At 71.8% G+C, this 13,613-nt stretch carries 11 protein-coding genes and 1 riboswitch; of the genes, 3 read left to right on the top strand and 8 right to left on the bottom strand.

All coding sequences use genetic code 11. The features are described from left to right. Nucleotides 1-128: 128 nt before the first annotated feature. Nucleotides 129-1,292 carry a PLP-dependent aspartate aminotransferase family protein gene (locus D3P35_RS21590; RefSeq protein ID WP_118137774.1) on the bottom strand — a complete coding sequence of 388 codons (1,164 nt, stop codon included), beginning with the start codon at nucleotides 1,290-1,292 and terminating at the stop codon, nucleotides 129-131. A 103-nt stretch (nucleotides 1,293-1,395) separates the two neighbouring features. On the opposite strand from D3P35_RS21590, the gene D3P35_RS21585 reads away from it, so the two are divergent. After that, nucleotides 1,396-2,316 (top strand): LysR substrate-binding domain-containing protein, encoded by a 921-nt coding sequence (locus tag D3P35_RS21585; protein WP_198670744.1) that lies wholly within the window; start codon nucleotides 1,396-1,398, stop codon nucleotides 2,314-2,316. Here D3P35_RS21585 and D3P35_RS21580 read toward each other — a convergent pair. The 3 genes from D3P35_RS21580 to D3P35_RS21570 form a co-directional block, all read right to left on the bottom strand. After that, on the bottom strand, nucleotides 2,294-2,749 hold the full coding sequence (locus tag D3P35_RS21580; protein WP_118137772.1) for a GNAT family N-acetyltransferase: 456 nt from the start codon (nucleotides 2,747-2,749) through the stop codon (nucleotides 2,294-2,296). The genes D3P35_RS21585 and D3P35_RS21580 overlap by 23 nt on opposite strands. After that, nucleotides 2,746-3,804: a cobalamin biosynthesis protein CobW gene (gene cobW, locus D3P35_RS21575; RefSeq protein WP_118137770.1), complete on the bottom strand. Its 1,059-nt coding sequence runs from the start codon at nucleotides 3,802-3,804 to the stop codon at nucleotides 2,746-2,748. The genes D3P35_RS21580 and cobW overlap by 4 nt, the downstream gene beginning before the upstream one ends. A gap of 132 nt (nucleotides 3,805-3,936) precedes the next feature. Then, complete coding sequence (locus D3P35_RS21570; protein ID WP_118137768.1) at nucleotides 3,937-4,617, bottom strand: energy-coupling factor ABC transporter permease; 681 nt, start codon at nucleotides 4,615-4,617, stop codon at nucleotides 3,937-3,939. Between the two features lie 35 nt (nucleotides 4,618-4,652). Further along, nucleotides 4,653-4,872, bottom strand: a riboswitch (cobalamin riboswitch). A 197-nt stretch (nucleotides 4,873-5,069) separates the two neighbouring features. Between D3P35_RS21570 and smc the strand changes: the two genes are divergently transcribed. Continuing rightward, nucleotides 5,070-8,522, top strand: coding sequence for a chromosome segregation protein SMC (gene smc / locus D3P35_RS21565; RefSeq protein ID WP_118137766.1), 3,453 nt, complete (start codon nucleotides 5,070-5,072; stop codon nucleotides 8,520-8,522). A gap of 138 nt (nucleotides 8,523-8,660) precedes the next feature. Here smc and D3P35_RS21560 read toward each other — a convergent pair whose 3' ends face one another. Beyond that, the gene (locus tag D3P35_RS21560; protein WP_118137764.1) at nucleotides 8,661-9,452 is read right to left on the bottom strand and encodes an abortive infection family protein; all 792 of its coding nucleotides are present in this window, start codon (nucleotides 9,450-9,452) and stop codon (nucleotides 8,661-8,663) included. A 242-nt stretch (nucleotides 9,453-9,694) separates the two neighbouring features. On the opposite strand from D3P35_RS21560, the gene D3P35_RS21555 reads away from it, so the two are divergent. Continuing rightward, complete coding sequence (locus D3P35_RS21555) at nucleotides 9,695-10,762, top strand: serine hydrolase (protein WP_118137762.1); 1,068 nt, start codon at nucleotides 9,695-9,697, stop codon at nucleotides 10,760-10,762. A gap of 149 nt (nucleotides 10,763-10,911) precedes the next feature. Here D3P35_RS21555 and D3P35_RS21550 read toward each other — a convergent pair whose 3' ends face one another. From D3P35_RS21550 to D3P35_RS21540, 3 genes are read right to left on the bottom strand one after another with little or no spacing between them, the layout of a single operon-like run. Next, entirely contained in the window at nucleotides 10,912-11,670 is a 759-nt protein-coding gene (locus D3P35_RS21550; RefSeq protein ID WP_118137760.1) for an ABC transporter ATP-binding protein, read from the bottom strand. Further along, a complete protein-coding gene (locus tag D3P35_RS21545; protein WP_232830593.1) occupies nucleotides 11,667-12,635 on the bottom strand; it encodes an iron chelate uptake ABC transporter family permease subunit in 969 nt (322 codons plus the stop codon). The genes D3P35_RS21550 and D3P35_RS21545 overlap by 4 nt, the downstream gene beginning before the upstream one ends. Then, nucleotides 12,628-13,590, bottom strand: coding sequence for an ABC transporter permease (locus tag D3P35_RS21540; RefSeq protein ID WP_118137758.1), 963 nt, complete (start codon nucleotides 13,588-13,590; stop codon nucleotides 12,628-12,630). The genes D3P35_RS21545 and D3P35_RS21540 overlap by 8 nt, the downstream gene beginning before the upstream one ends. Nucleotides 13,591-13,613 lie beyond the last annotated feature (23 nt).

The following is a 13,613-nucleotide window of genomic DNA, read 5'->3' as shown; positions in this document are numbered from 1 at the left end:
GCGGCGGGGCGGGCGAGGGGCGATGCGCTGGCACATGCCGCCTCTATGCCCCGGATCGGCCCCGGCACTCAAGCGCGCCGAAGGTGCCGTGGCGGCAGCCGGGCGCGGCCCGGGGGCAGGCGGTGGGCTCAGCCGGCGAGAGTGTCGAGCAGGCGATCGATGTCGGCCTCGAGGTCGCGGATGTCCTCCAGCCCCACGCTGATGCGCAGCACCAGGTCCTCGCCCTGCCAGGGCCGCACGCTGCGCGCCCCGGCGAGCGACATGGGGGCGGCGAGGCTGCGCGTGCCGCCCCAGCTCGCGCCGATGGCGATGGTCCGCATCCGGTCCAGCGCCGGGCCGATGCGCGCGGCGGCACCGGGGCGGAACACCACGCCGAACAGCCCGGCGGCGCCGGTGAAGTCCCGCGCCCAGGCGGCATGGCCCGGGGCGTCGGGCAGGGGCGGCCAGAGCACCCGCGCCACCGCCGGGTGGGCCTGCAGCCGCGCCACCAGCCGCCGCGCCCCGGCGGCGGAATGGGCGAAGCGCAGGGCCATGGTCTCGGTGCCGCGCAGCACCAGCGCCGCATCGTCGGGCGACACGCCGATGCCCATGCGCCCGAGATAGCCGCGCACCCGCAGGGCCAGGGCCTCGTCGGCGAAGGTGATGGCGCCCATCAGCACGTCGGAATGCCCGCCGGCGTATTTCGTCAGCGCCTCGGTCACGATGTCGACCCCCAGCGCCAGCGGCTTCAGCGCCAGCGCGGTGGCCCAGGTGTTGTCGCAGCCCGTCAGCGCGCCGGCCTCCCGGGCGACGCGCACGATGGCCGGCAGGTCCTGCACCTCCATGGTGGTGGAGCCGGGGGATTCGCACCACACCAGCCGGGTTTCCGGGCGCAGGCGGCGGCGCAGGTCCTCGGGCGAGAGCGGGTCGTAGAACTCCGCCGCGATGCCGGCGCGGGCCATGTCCTCCACCGCGAGCGCGCGCATGGCGGGGTAGGCGGTGTCGGTGATCAGCACATGGTCGCCGGCCTGCAGCAGCGCCATGGCGGCGAGGGCGTTCGCCGCCTGGCCCGAGGGCACCAGCAGGCAGCGCGCCGCCCCGGCGAGCCCGGCGAGCTTCGCTTCCAGCGCCCGGGTGGTGGGGGTGCCGGCGAGCCCGTAGGAATAGCCGTCCGGCCCGCGTGCGCCGCGCCCGGCATAGGCGGCGGCATCGGGGAAGACGATGGTCGAGGCCCGGTGCACCGCCGGGCCCAGGGCGCGGTATCCGGTCTCGTCCACCTGCGGGGTGAGGACGCATCTCGTGGGCTCATGCATGGCGCGGGGTCCTTGTTCCGGGGGGCGTGGAGCCAAGGATATGGACCCGGAGAGTTGATACTGGCAAATACCGATATCCGCCCAGTTCATTCCGGTAGGTTATATGTCAGGAAAAAGCCGACTGAACCTGAGGCAGGTGGAGGTGTTTCGCGCCGTGCTGCTCAACGGCACCACGCAGGCGGCGGCCGAGGTGCTGCATGTCTCCCAGCCGGGGGTGAGCAAGTCGTTGCAGGAGCTGGAGCGCCAGCTGGGCTTCGCGCTGTTCCACCGCAGCCGCAAGCGGCTGGTGCCCACGGCGGAGGCGCGGCTGTGGTTTCGCGAGGTGGAGGGCGCCTTCGAGGCCCTGTCGCGGCTCGACAGCGCCGCGGCCCGCATCCGCGATTTCGGCTCCGGGCAGATCCGCATCGCCACGCTCTCGGCGCTGAGCACCAACGTGGTGCCGCGGGCGCTGCGCCGCTTCCGCGACCGGCATCCGGACGTGTCGGTCACGCTGCAGGCGCGCATGTCGGCCACGGTGCGCGAGCTGGTGCACTCCGGCGGGTTCGACATCGGGCTGGCGGCCGACGAGATCGACGTGACCGGGCTCGACGCGCAACCCTTCGCCCGTTTCGAGGCGGAGATCGCGCTGCCCGCCGGCCATCCGCTGGCGGCGCGGGCGGTCCTCACCCCGGCGCTGCTCGACGGATGCGACTTCGTGGCGCTTTCGGCCGAGGACACCACACGCCGGCAGTTCGACGCGGAGATGGCCGCCGCCGGTGCCGCCCCGCGCATCGTGCTCGAGACGCCCTTTGCCCACACGGTCTGCGCGCTGGTGGAGGCGGGGCTGGGCTGCGGGCTGGTGAACCCGCTGGCGGCCGGGCCCTGGGCCGGCCGGGGCGTGGTGCTGCGCCCCTTCCGCCCGGCGGTGCAGTTCCGCACCCTGCTGCTGCGCCCGGCGGGGGAGCCCGCCTCGCGCATCGTGGCGGAATGCATCGCGGCGCTGCGGGCGGAGGTGGCCGGGCTCAGCCCAGAGGCTTCTCCATGAACACGCTGGAGCCGTTTTCGGTGTAGGCGCCGAAGGGGCCGCGGCGGCGGTAGCCGCACTTCGCGTAGAGGCCGATGGCGGCGGTGCTGTCGGCGCCAGTTTCCAGCCGCATCAGCGGCAGGGCGAGGCCGGCGGCGATCTCCTCCAGCCGGGCGAGCAGGGCAGGGGCCACGCCGCTGCCCCGGCCCTCCGGGCGCACGTACATGCGCTTGAGCTCGCCGTAGCCCGCGCAGGGCGCCACCCCGCCGCAGCCGAGCGCCACCCCGTCGCGCCAGGCGACGAGGAAGCGCACGCCGGCATCGACCAGCTCCTGCGGCGAGAAGGCGAAGCGGACCTCCGCGGGGTAGAGCGCCGCGAGCTCCGCCTCGGAGCCGGCGATCAGCTCGAGCGCCTCCGGGGCGAAGGGCGCGGTCTCGCGGAGCTCGAGGGTCATGCGAGCGCGGCGGAGATGGCGGCGCGGTCGAGGCCGGCCTCGCCGATCACCACCAGCCGGGTGGCGCGGGGCTCGCCGGCGGTGAAGGCGCGGTCGAAATAGGTGTCGACCCGCGGGCCCACGGCCTGGATGGCGAGGCGCATCGGCTTGCCCGCCACCGCCGCAAAGCCCTTCAGGCGCAGCACGTCATGGGCGCGGATCACCTCCGCCAGCCGGGCGGCGAAGGCGCGGGGGTCGGCGATCTCCGGGAGCTCGAGCACGAAGCTCTCGAACTCGTCATGCCCGTGGTCGTGGTGATGGTCGTCCTCGTCGTCATCATCGTGGTGATGGTGGTGGTGCACCTCGTGGCGGGCGTCGAGATCGTCCTCCGCGCCGATGTTGAGGCCCAGCAGCACCTCCACCGGCAGCGCGCCCATCGCGGTGCGCACCACGCGCACGCCGGGGCGCGCGCTCTCGCCCAGCTTCGTGGCCACGCTCTCGGCCCCGGCCTCGCCGATCAGGTCGGTCTTGTTGACCACGATCATGTCGGCGCAGGCGAGCTGGTCCTCGAAGAGCTCGGAGAGCGGGGTCTCGTGGTCGAGGTTGTCGTCGGCGGCGCGCTGGGCGTCGAGCGCGGCCTCGTCATGGGCGAAGCGCCCCTCGGAGACGGCGGCGCCGTCGACCACGGTCACCACCCCGTCCACCGTGAGGCGGGTGCGGATCTCGGGCCAGCCGAAGGCGCGCACCAGCGGCTGGGGCAGGGCGAGGCCGGAGGTCTCGATCACGATATGGTCGGGCTTGTCGGGGCGGGCGAGGAGCTTTTCCAGCGTGGGGATGAAATCCTCCGCCACGGTGCAGCAGATGCAGCCGTTGGAGAGCTCGACCACGTCTTCCTCGCGGCAGGTGGCGTCGCCGCAGCCCTTCAGGATCTCGCCGTCGACCCCGAGGTCGCCGAACTCGTTGATGATGAGCGCGATGCGCTTGCCGTTCGCGTTGGTCAGCATGTGGCGGATGAGCGTGGTCTTGCCGGCGCCGAGAAAGCCGGTGACCACGGTGGCGGGGATCTTCGAGGGCATGAGGGATGTCCGCTGTTTGAGGGGGCCGGAGAGCAGAACGCGCCGCGCGCCGGGCGGGGCGTGCAGCGCGTGGTGCAGGCGGGCCGTGAGGCCGGGGGATGGCCCGCCGCGGGGGGCGGGCCCTTGGCTCGATCAGGCGGCGGTGCGGAACAGCCGCGGCGTGACGAGGCCGGTGGTCTCCAGCCCGCGGGCCGCCTTCGCGCCGGCCAGCACCGCGAGGTCGACCAGCGGCTCCAGCGCCACCACCAGCATGTAGGCGCCGCCGAAGGTGGTCACCGCGGCGATGTTGGCAGCCGAGAAGCCCTGGCCGTAGAAGGCCCAGAAGCCCACCCAGAGCACCACGCCGCCCTGGTAGGCGGTGGAGAGCGCCAGCGCCTGGCCGTAGCTGAGGTCGACATAGGCGGTGCCCGGCGCGATCAGCCGCTTGGCCAGCATCTGCAGGCCGAAGAGCGGCACCAGCAGGGTGGTGACGTTCATGCCGTACTGCGGCAGGTCGAAGGGCGCGAAGAGCAGGCCCTGGATCAGCAGCCCGAGTGCCAGGCCGATGGCCGCCGGCGCCGCGCCGAACAGCAGGAACAGCGTGGAGCCGAGGATGAGGTGCACCTCGGAGACGCCCACCGGCCAGTGCGGCAGGATCTCGAAGAAGGAAAATACCAGCGCGGTGGACATCACGCTGCGCGTGGCCAGCGAGGCGAGGCTGCGCTCGCGCGCCGCGCCGAAGCTCAGGCGCAGGGTCTGCAGGGCTGCTGCCGCGGCGGTGCCGTAGCTGAGCACGATCTTGGCGCCGTTAACGAGGCCGGGTTCGATATGCATGTCGCGTTCTCCTGTTCCCGTCACACCCGACGGGGGGATGATGTTGGCTGCAGGGCTGGTCTCCTGGCTCGCGGGTCGATGCGCCTGCCCGCCTTCCCGGCTCTCGCCAGTGGCATATCGGACAGGCGCTCACCGCTTACAGTCGCGGGGGCGGCTGCGGCATCGGGCCCCTGCTTCGGGTCGTCCCTCACCGCATTCCCATTTCATCCCCGGAGGCTTTGCCTCCCGCGGGGAACCATGCAGGCGGGCATTGTCATCGCAAACCCGTGAGCGGGTCAAGGCGGATCTGGCCGGCCGTGGGCCGCGGGCTCGGGATAACCCTGGGGAAAACCACCATATCTTGTGGATAAGCCGGCCCGCGGGGCGATCCTTGGCGGGGCAGGCGTTGACTTTCGCGCCCGCGCGCGGGATTCTGGCGGGATATACCCTCATTGGCCGGAACCGGTACGCGCGTGGAGTTCACCAAACTCAGACTGACGGGCTTCAAGAGCTTCGTGGACCCCACGGAGCTCAGCATCGCGCGCGGTCTCACCGGCGTGGTGGGGCCCAACGGCTGCGGCAAGTCGAACCTGCTCGAGGCGCTGCGCTGGGTGATGGGCGAGAACCGCCCCACCGCCATGCGCGGCGCCGGCATGGAGGACGTGATCTTCGCCGGCGCCTCCTCGCGCCCGGCGCGCAACTACGCCGAGGTGACGCTCACCATCGACAACACCGAGCGCCGCGCCCCCGCCGCCTTCAACACCGCCGACCAGATCGAGGTGATCCGCCGCATCACGCGTGACGCGGGCTCGGTGTTCAAGACCAACGGCCGCGAGGCGCGGGCGCGCGACGTGCAGATGCTCTTCGCCGATGCCTCCACCGGCTCGCACTCCCCCGCCCTCGTGCGCCAGGGGCAGATCTCGGAGCTGATCAACGCCCGGCCCAAGGCGCGCCGGCGCATTCTCGAGGAAGCCGCCGGCATCTCCGGCCTTTACCAACGCCGCCACGAGGCGGAGCTGAAGCTCTCGGGCACCGAGCAGAACCTCACCCGCGTGGCCGACGTGCTCGACCAGCTCGACCAGCAGCTCGCCAGCCTCTCGCGCCAGGCCCGGCAGGCGGCGCGCTACCGCGAGATCTCCGAGGGGCTGCGCCAGGCCGAGGGCCTGCTCCTCTACCTGCGCTGGCGCGAGGCGGATGACGAGCGCGAGCGGGCCCGCGCCGCCCTCACCGAGGCCACCCGCGCCGCCGCCGCCGCCCAGGGCGCCACCGGCATCAAGGCCCGGGTGCGCGAGGAGGCCGAGGCCGCCATCCCGCCCCTGCGCGAGGAGGAGGCCATCGCCGCCGCCGTGCTGCAGCGCCTCTCCGTGGAGCGCGAGCAGCTCGCCGAGCAGGAGGCCCGCGCCCGCCAGACCATCGCCGAGCTCACCTCCCGCCTCACCCAGATCGGCCGCGACCGGGAGCGCGAGCAGGGCCTGAACCGCGACGCCGGCGAGACCCTGGAGCGTCTCACCTGGGAGAGCGGGCAGCTCACGAAGGCCGCCGAGGGCCATGCCGACACGCTCGCCGCCATGCAGGAGGCCGCGCGCTCCGCCGCCGAGAGCCTGCAGGAGCAGGAGGCGAACCTCGACCGGCTCTCCGAGGAGAGCGCCCGCCTCGCCGCCCGCCACCAGACCGTGGCGCGCCGGCTGGAGGACGCGGACCGCACCCTCGCCCGCACCCGGAAGGACGCGGAGGAGGCCCGCGCGAGCCTCGCCGCCGTGGATGCCGAGCGCGACACCGCCGCCGCCGCCGCCACCCATGCCGGCGACGGGCTGGTGACCGCGCAGGAGCACCAGATCGCCGCCGAGGAGGCGCTTTCCGCCGCCGAGGCCGCCCGGGCCGGCGCGCAATCCGCCGAATCCGAGCGCCGCGCGGCCTTCTCCGTGGCCGATGGCGAGGCGAACGCCCTGCGCGCCGAGGTCTCGGGCCTCGAGCGCCTGCTCGCCCGCGACGCCGGCAAGGGCGACCAGCTGCTCGACCGGGTGCGCGCCGCGCCGGGCTTCGAGGCCGCCCTCGGCGCCGCCCTCGCCGAAGACCTGCGCGCGCCGGAAACCGACGGCGCCACCGGCTGGGCCCTGCTGCCGCCCTACGACGAGACCGCGCCGCTGCCCGGCGGCGCCGAGCCGCTGGCAGCACGGGTGACCGCGCCGCCCGTTCTGGCCCGCCGCCTCGCCCAGACCGGCATCGTGGCGCGCGCCGATGGTGCCGCCCTTCAGGCCGCCCTGCTGCCCGGCCAGCGCCTCGTCTCGCCCGAGGGCGACCTCTGGCGCTGGGACGGGCTGCGCACCGGGGCCGACGACACCCCCTCCGCCGCCGCCCTGCGCCTGCAGCAGCAGAACCGGCTTGACGCGCTCTCCGCCGATCTCGCCACCGCCGAGGCCGCCGCCGCCGAGGCGCGCGACGCCCACGAGGAGGCCCGCGAGGAGCTGGAGGCCGCCACCGCCGCCGATGCGCAGGCCCGCCAGGACCGCCGCGCCGCCGACGAGGCCGTCACCGCCGCCACCCGCGCCCTCAACCGCGCCGAGGCCGAGGTGGAGCGCCTCGCCGGCCGGCACGACACCCTCACCCTCGCGCTGAAGCGCCGCGAGGAGGAAGCCGCCCTCGCCGCCACCGAGCGCGCCGATGCCGAGGCCGCACAGGCCGAGCTCGGCCCGCTGGAAGACGCGCGCGACGCGGTGGAGGCGGCGAAAACCCTCGTGGAGGGCGCCCGGCTCTCGATGCTCACCGCCCGCGCGAATGCCGACGAGATCCGCCGCGAGGGCGAGGCGCGCGAGCGCCGCCTGCGCGACATCGCGAGGGAAAGCGCCACCTGGACCACCCGCCTGCAGAATGCCGAGAAGCGCGTGGCCGATCTCGACGCCCGGCAGGAGCAGGCCGAGGAGGCGCTGGAGGAGGCCACCGGCCGCCCGGAGGAGATCGCCGCGCAACGCGAGACGCTGGCCGCGAATTTCGAGGCCGCCGAGGCCCGTCGCCGCCGCGCCGCCGACACGCTGGCCGCCGGCGAGAACGCCCTGCGCACCGCCGTGGAGGAGGAGCGCGCCGCCGAGCGTGACGCCTCCGCCGCCCGCGAGCTGCGCGCCCGCGCCGAGGCGATGTGCGAAAGTGCCGACGCCCGCGTGGAGGAAGCCGCCGCCCGCATCGCCGAGGAGACGGAGGAGAGCCCCGAGGCCCTGCTCGAGCGCCTCGGCGTGGCGCCGGACGCGCTGCCCTCGCCGGAGGAATGCGAGCTCGACGCCGCCCGCCTGCGCCGCCAGCGCGAGGCGCTGGGCGCGGTGAACCTGCGCGCCGAGGAGGACACCCGTGAGGTGAGTGCCGAGCGCGACACGCTGGGCCGCGAGAAATCCGACCTCGAGGAGGCGATCGTGAAGCTCCGCCAGGGCATCTCGGAGCTCAACCGCGAGGGCCGCCAGCGCCTGCTCGCCGCCTTCGACGTGGTGAACCGCAACTTCGCCACCCTGTTCCGCCACCTCTTCGGCGGCGGCGAGGCGAACCTCGTGCTGGTGGAGAGCGAGGACCCGCTCGACGCCGGGCTCGAGATCATGTGCATGCCGCCGGGCAAGAAGCTCGCCACGCTCTCGCTGCTCTCGGGCGGCGAGCAGACGCTCACGGCGCTGTCGCTGATCTTCGCGGTCTTCCTCGCCAACCCCGCGCCGATCTGCGTGCTCGACGAGGTCGACGCCCCCCTCGACGACGCGAACGTCACCCGGTTCTGCGACCTGCTCGACGAGATGACCCGCCAGACCTCGACGCGCTTCCTGATCATCACCCACCACGCGGTGACCATGTCGCGCATGGACCGCCTGTTCGGCGTCACCATGGCCGAGCGCGGCGTGAGCCAGCTCGTCTCCGTCGACCTCGCCCGCGCCGAGGCGCTGGTGGACGGCTGAGGGGGGGCGGGACCGGGATCAGGCGTGCTTCAGGTGCGGCCGCACCTGCCGGGACCGGCTTTGCATGAGCATCGGCAATGCGGAGTTTGCTACCGTTTGCCGGGCTGCGCGAAGGTCTGCTTCTCCAGTGATCCGCGGCTATTGATCGACGATCTGTTGTTCCTCAAGTCTCGCGTGCCAAGTTTCGATGAGAAACAAGGCCATGGACCCAGCGAGGTTAACCGTCAAAGCGGCATGACGCGGCTTGAATGGAACTCGCGAGCGTCCCCCAGCATGGGCATCACCACCTTTGTTGCGCAGAGAGCCGATACTCTGAACGACACTCTGGCAGTTTCCCAGAATCGTCCTGAATACTTCTTCCTGATGCTGCGATGGTGAGAGTTTCAAAATCTTTGCGGCTTCGGAATAGAGTTTTGGAAATTTCCAGTTCTTCTCCCAATTTGCGCCGCTGTCCTCGATGATGTGTTTGCATATCTCTTCAATTAACGTACTCGCGGCGGTAACGGCGCCCTCCGGGTCGGTCTTTCGTCTTTCCAAAGCCTTCACCCAAAAAGCTTGGACAGCGGGAGCGTCATAGGCACAAAGACCGTCTGTGATCGTGGCGTCTGCAACTCCGCCGCCTGACTCTAAGAAAGTCAGCAGCGGTACGAAGGCATCGGCAACGTGGCTTGCGCGAATGGCCCATGAACCTGAACCACTTGCAACGCGGGACAATGATGACTTCACAGAAGCGGCATCGTTTGAGTAGCGCACAAATTCCGGCAGACGCCTCTTGCATTCCGGATGTGCCATTAGCCTTGTTCTGGTGAGTTTATACTCGGCCTCCGAAGCCCCGCTGGTTGTCAGGCCAATGATGTTGTTCTTTAGAAGCACTGCGCAATCAAAAGGGTCGTCAGGGATTTCAGGTCCATTGAATTCATTATAGGTCATCAGCCTTCCTCAAGCTAAAGGGTGCTCGGAATGTGATCCAATTGGCGGACCGAGCGCAAGATGTTGAGCGCTTGGACGATCAAAGCACAGGGCATTTGAGGAAGCAGGAGCATCCTGCAGCGCAAGTGAGAACGGAGGCACCGGAACTCCATGCGACACCAGCCCGCCCGGCCTTCAGCCTTGCGGCGCGCCGCGGCAGCGGTCAAGACAGGGGGACACCTGTCGGCACGGAGGAAGACGGCATGACCCCTGGTTTCGATCCCGAACGCATGGCCCGGGCCGTCGCGCTGGCGGAGGCGAGCGACTCTCCCTGGCCGCGGTCGATGTACTACGATGACGGCAGCTATGTCGGGAACGTGGAGTGGAACGAGACCGGGCCGTGGACCGAGATCGTCGGCCCCGTGGCGCCCCGCGGCGGGCCGGCCGGGCTGGTGCTGCGCGGCGGGCAGGAGATCGCGCGCTGGGGCGATGTCGAGCGGGCCGACATGACCTTCTCGATCGCGAAGAGCTACCTCTCGGTGCTGGCGGGCCTCGCGCATGGCGACGGGCTGCTGCCCGACCTCGACGAGCCGGTGTGCGTCCGCGTGCCGGGGCCGGTGTTCGAGGGGCCGCACAACGGCGGCATCACCTGGCGGCATTTCCTCAACATGAACAGCGAGTGGCGCGGCGAGCTGTTCGGCAAGTCCGACCAGGTGGACCATTTCCGGCAGATCGGCGTGGGCGCCGACAATTCGCGCAAGGGGCAGCTGCGCGCCATGCAGGCCCCCGGCAGCTACTACGAGTACAATGACGTGCGGGTGAACGCGCTGTCCTTCGCGCTGATGTCGCTGTTCCGCCGGCCGCTGCCCGAGGTGCTGCGCGAGCGGATCATGGACCCGATCGGCGCCTCGCAGGGATGGCGCTGGGAGGGGTACGAGACCTCCTGGACGGAGATCGACGGCCGGCGCATGCAGTCGGTGCCCGGCGGCGGGCACTGGGGCGGCGGCATGTTCATCTCCGCCGCCGACCATGCGCGCTTCGGCCAGTTCATCCTGCGCGACGGGGTGCACGACGGGGTGCGCGTGCTGCCCGAGGGCTGGATGGCGCAATCGGTCACGCCCTCCGCCACGCTGGCGAACTACGGTTTCCTGTGGTGGCTGAACCGCGGGCCGGCGGCCAACCCGGCGCTGCCCGAGGGCGCCTTCGCCGCCCAGGGCGCGGGCACCAACCACATCTGGATCGACCCCGAGCATGACGTGGTGGTGGTGCTGCGCTGGGTGGCGGGCGACCGCGCGCAGAAGGTGCTGGAGGCGATCGTCCGGGCGCTGTGACGGGCCGGGGGCGTGCGCGGCTTCGCTGGCCCCGTGCCAGCGTGGTCGACATGTCGTGAAGCGGCTCGGTGCCGGGGGCATCGGGCCGGCTTCCGCGGGCTGACAGAGGTCTGCCTGCGGCGCCCCCGCCCGGCCGTGCCGCGGGCTCTTCAGTCGTAGTAGACGCAGATGCGGGTGCCGTCGATCTCGTGGATGCGGGCGTCGATGCCGTAGAGGGCGTGGAGCAGCTCGGGGCGCATGATCTCCTCCGGGGTGCCAGAGGCGTGCAGCCGGCCGTCCTTCATCGCCACGATCAGATCGGCGTAGGTGGAGGCGAAGTTGATGTCGTGCAGCACCACGACGATGGTCTTGCCCAGCTCGCGCGCCGCGGCGCGGAGCTGGCGCATCATGGTGACCGCGTGGCGCATGTCGAGGTTGTTGAGCGGCTCGTCGAGCAGCACGTAGTCGGTGTCCTGGCACAGCACCATGGCCACGAAGGCGCGCTGGCGCTGGCCGCCGGAAAGCTCGTCGAGAAAGCGGTCGGCCAAGGTCTCGATGCCGAGCCAGCGCATGGCGCGCTCCACGTGCTCCATGTCGGCCGCCGTGGGGCGGCCCTTCGAGTGCGGGTAGCGGCCGAAGGCCACCAGGTCGCGCACCGAGAGCCGGGCCACCACGTGGTTTTCCTGCCGCAGGATGGAGAGGCGGCGGGCCAGAACATCGCCCTTCGTGTGGGCCACGTCGAGCCCGTCGACCGTCACCGTGCCCGCGTCGGCGCCGATCAGCCGGCCGATCATCGACAGCAGGGTGGACTTGCCGGCGCCGTTGGGCCCGATGAGCGCGGTGATGCCGCCGCGCGGCAGGGTGAGGGTGACCCCGTCCACCACGGTTTCGGTGCCGTAGCGGCGGGTGAGGTCGCGGGTCTCGATCATCGCAGCGCTCCGCGCAGCAGGAGGAAGAGGAAGAACAGCCCGCCGAAGAACTCGACGAGGATGCCGAGCGCGGTGGCCATGCCGAAGCCGTGCTCCAGCACCGCCTGGCCGCCGACGAGGCAGATGGCCGCGATCAGCACCGCCGCCGGCAGCACCAGCGCGTGGCGGTGCGAGCGGATCAGCATCCAGGCGAGGTTGGCCACCAGCAGGCCGAGGAAGGTCACCGGCCCCACCAGCGCGGTGGAGACCGAGACCAGCACCGAGACCACGGCGAGGCAGCCCAGCACCGTGCGGCGATGGTCGACCCCGAGGTTGATCGCCCCCTCGCGGCCGAGGTGCAGCACGTCGAGCCGGTGCAGCCGGCCGAGGCCGGCGAGGCTCACCGCCGCGATGAGCAGCGCCGAGAGGCCCAGCAGCCCGGCATCCACGGTGTTGAAGCTGGCGAAGAGCCGGTCCTGCAGGGTGAGGAAGGCGCCGGGGTCCATCAGCCGCTGCAAGAGGCCCGCGACGGAGCGGAACAGGATGCCCAGCACGATGCCCACCAGCAGCACGAGGTGCAGGCTGCGCCCGCCCTTCAGGAACAGCCAGGAATAGAGGGCGAGGGCAAAGCCGGTCATCACCGCCACCTGGGCGAGGAACATCACCCGCGGGTCGAGCGCCGAGACCGCGAGCCCGCCGAGGCCGAAGGCCAGCCCGGTCTGGATCAGGATGAACAGCGCGTCGAACCCCATGATGGCCGGGGTGAGGATGCGGTTTCCGCTCACGCTCTGGAAGATCACGGTGGAGACGGCCACGGCATAGCCCACCAGCAGCAGGGCGGCGAGCTTGGTGGCGCGGAAGGGCAGCAGGAAGCTCCAGGGCCCGCGGGCGTCCCACAGCATGAAGGCGGCGGCGCAGGCGAGGGCCGCGAGGCCGAGCAGTGCGAGCATGCGGCGGGGCGTGGGGAAGGCGCGGGCGTCAGGCACGGGCAGCGGGCCTCCGCAGCAGCAGGAGCAGGAAGACCGCGGCGCCGAACACGCCCATCATCGGCCCGATGGGGATCTCGTAGGGGGCCACCACCACGCGGCCGAGGATGTCGCAGCCCAGCACCAGCCCGGCGCCCAGCAGCGCCACCCAGGGCACGGTGCGGCGCAGGTTGTCGCCGATGGCGAGGCTCACGATGTTGGGCGCCACCAGCCCCAGGAAGGGGATGGAGCCGACGGTGACCACCACCGTCGCGGTCACCGTGGCGACGATGAGCATGCCCTGCGCGAACACCCGGGTGTAGTTCAGCCCCAGCGTGGTGCTCAGCCCCTCGCCCAGCCCGATCACGGTGAAGCGGTCGGCGGCGAGGAAGGCGAGCCCGGTGAGCGCGCCGGAGATCCACAAGAGCTCGTAGCGCCCGGCGAGCACGGCGGAGAAATCCCCCAGCGTCCAGGCGCCGAGCGACTGGGTGAGGTCGTAGCGATAGGCGAGGAACACGGTGAAGGCGCTGATCACCCCGCCCAGCATGATGCCCACCAGCGGTGCGAGCAGCGGCGAGCGCAGCGGCACCCGGCGCAGCACCCAGAGAAACAGCGCCGTGCCGGCAAGGGCGAAGCCGGTGGCCACCAGCATGCGGCCGAACACCGGCAGGCCGGGCGCGAGCAGCATCACCGTGAGCATGCCCAGCGTGGCGGATTCCACCACGCCGGCGGTGGAGGGCTCCACGAAGCGGTTGCGCGCCAGCATCTGCATGATGAGCCCGGCCACCGCCATCGACATGCCGGCCAGCACCAGCGCCAGCGTGCGCGGCACCCGGCTTTCCAGCAGCACGTCGAGGGCGCGGCCGTCGGCCGTGCCGGAGAGGAGGGCGGCGGGGGTGACATCGCTCACCCCGGTGAACAGGCTCACCAGGGCGAGGAGCAGCACCAGCGCCAGGCCGGCGAGCAGGGCCTTCATCGCGGGGTCACCGGCAGGCGGGC

The organism is Oceanicella sp. SM1341, assembly GCF_003448965.1.
GTDB lineage: Bacteria > Pseudomonadota > Alphaproteobacteria > Rhodobacterales > Rhodobacteraceae > Paroceanicella.
The sequence above is the reverse complement of the archived record's forward strand: the minus strand, read 5'-3'. Positions and strand labels throughout refer to the sequence as shown.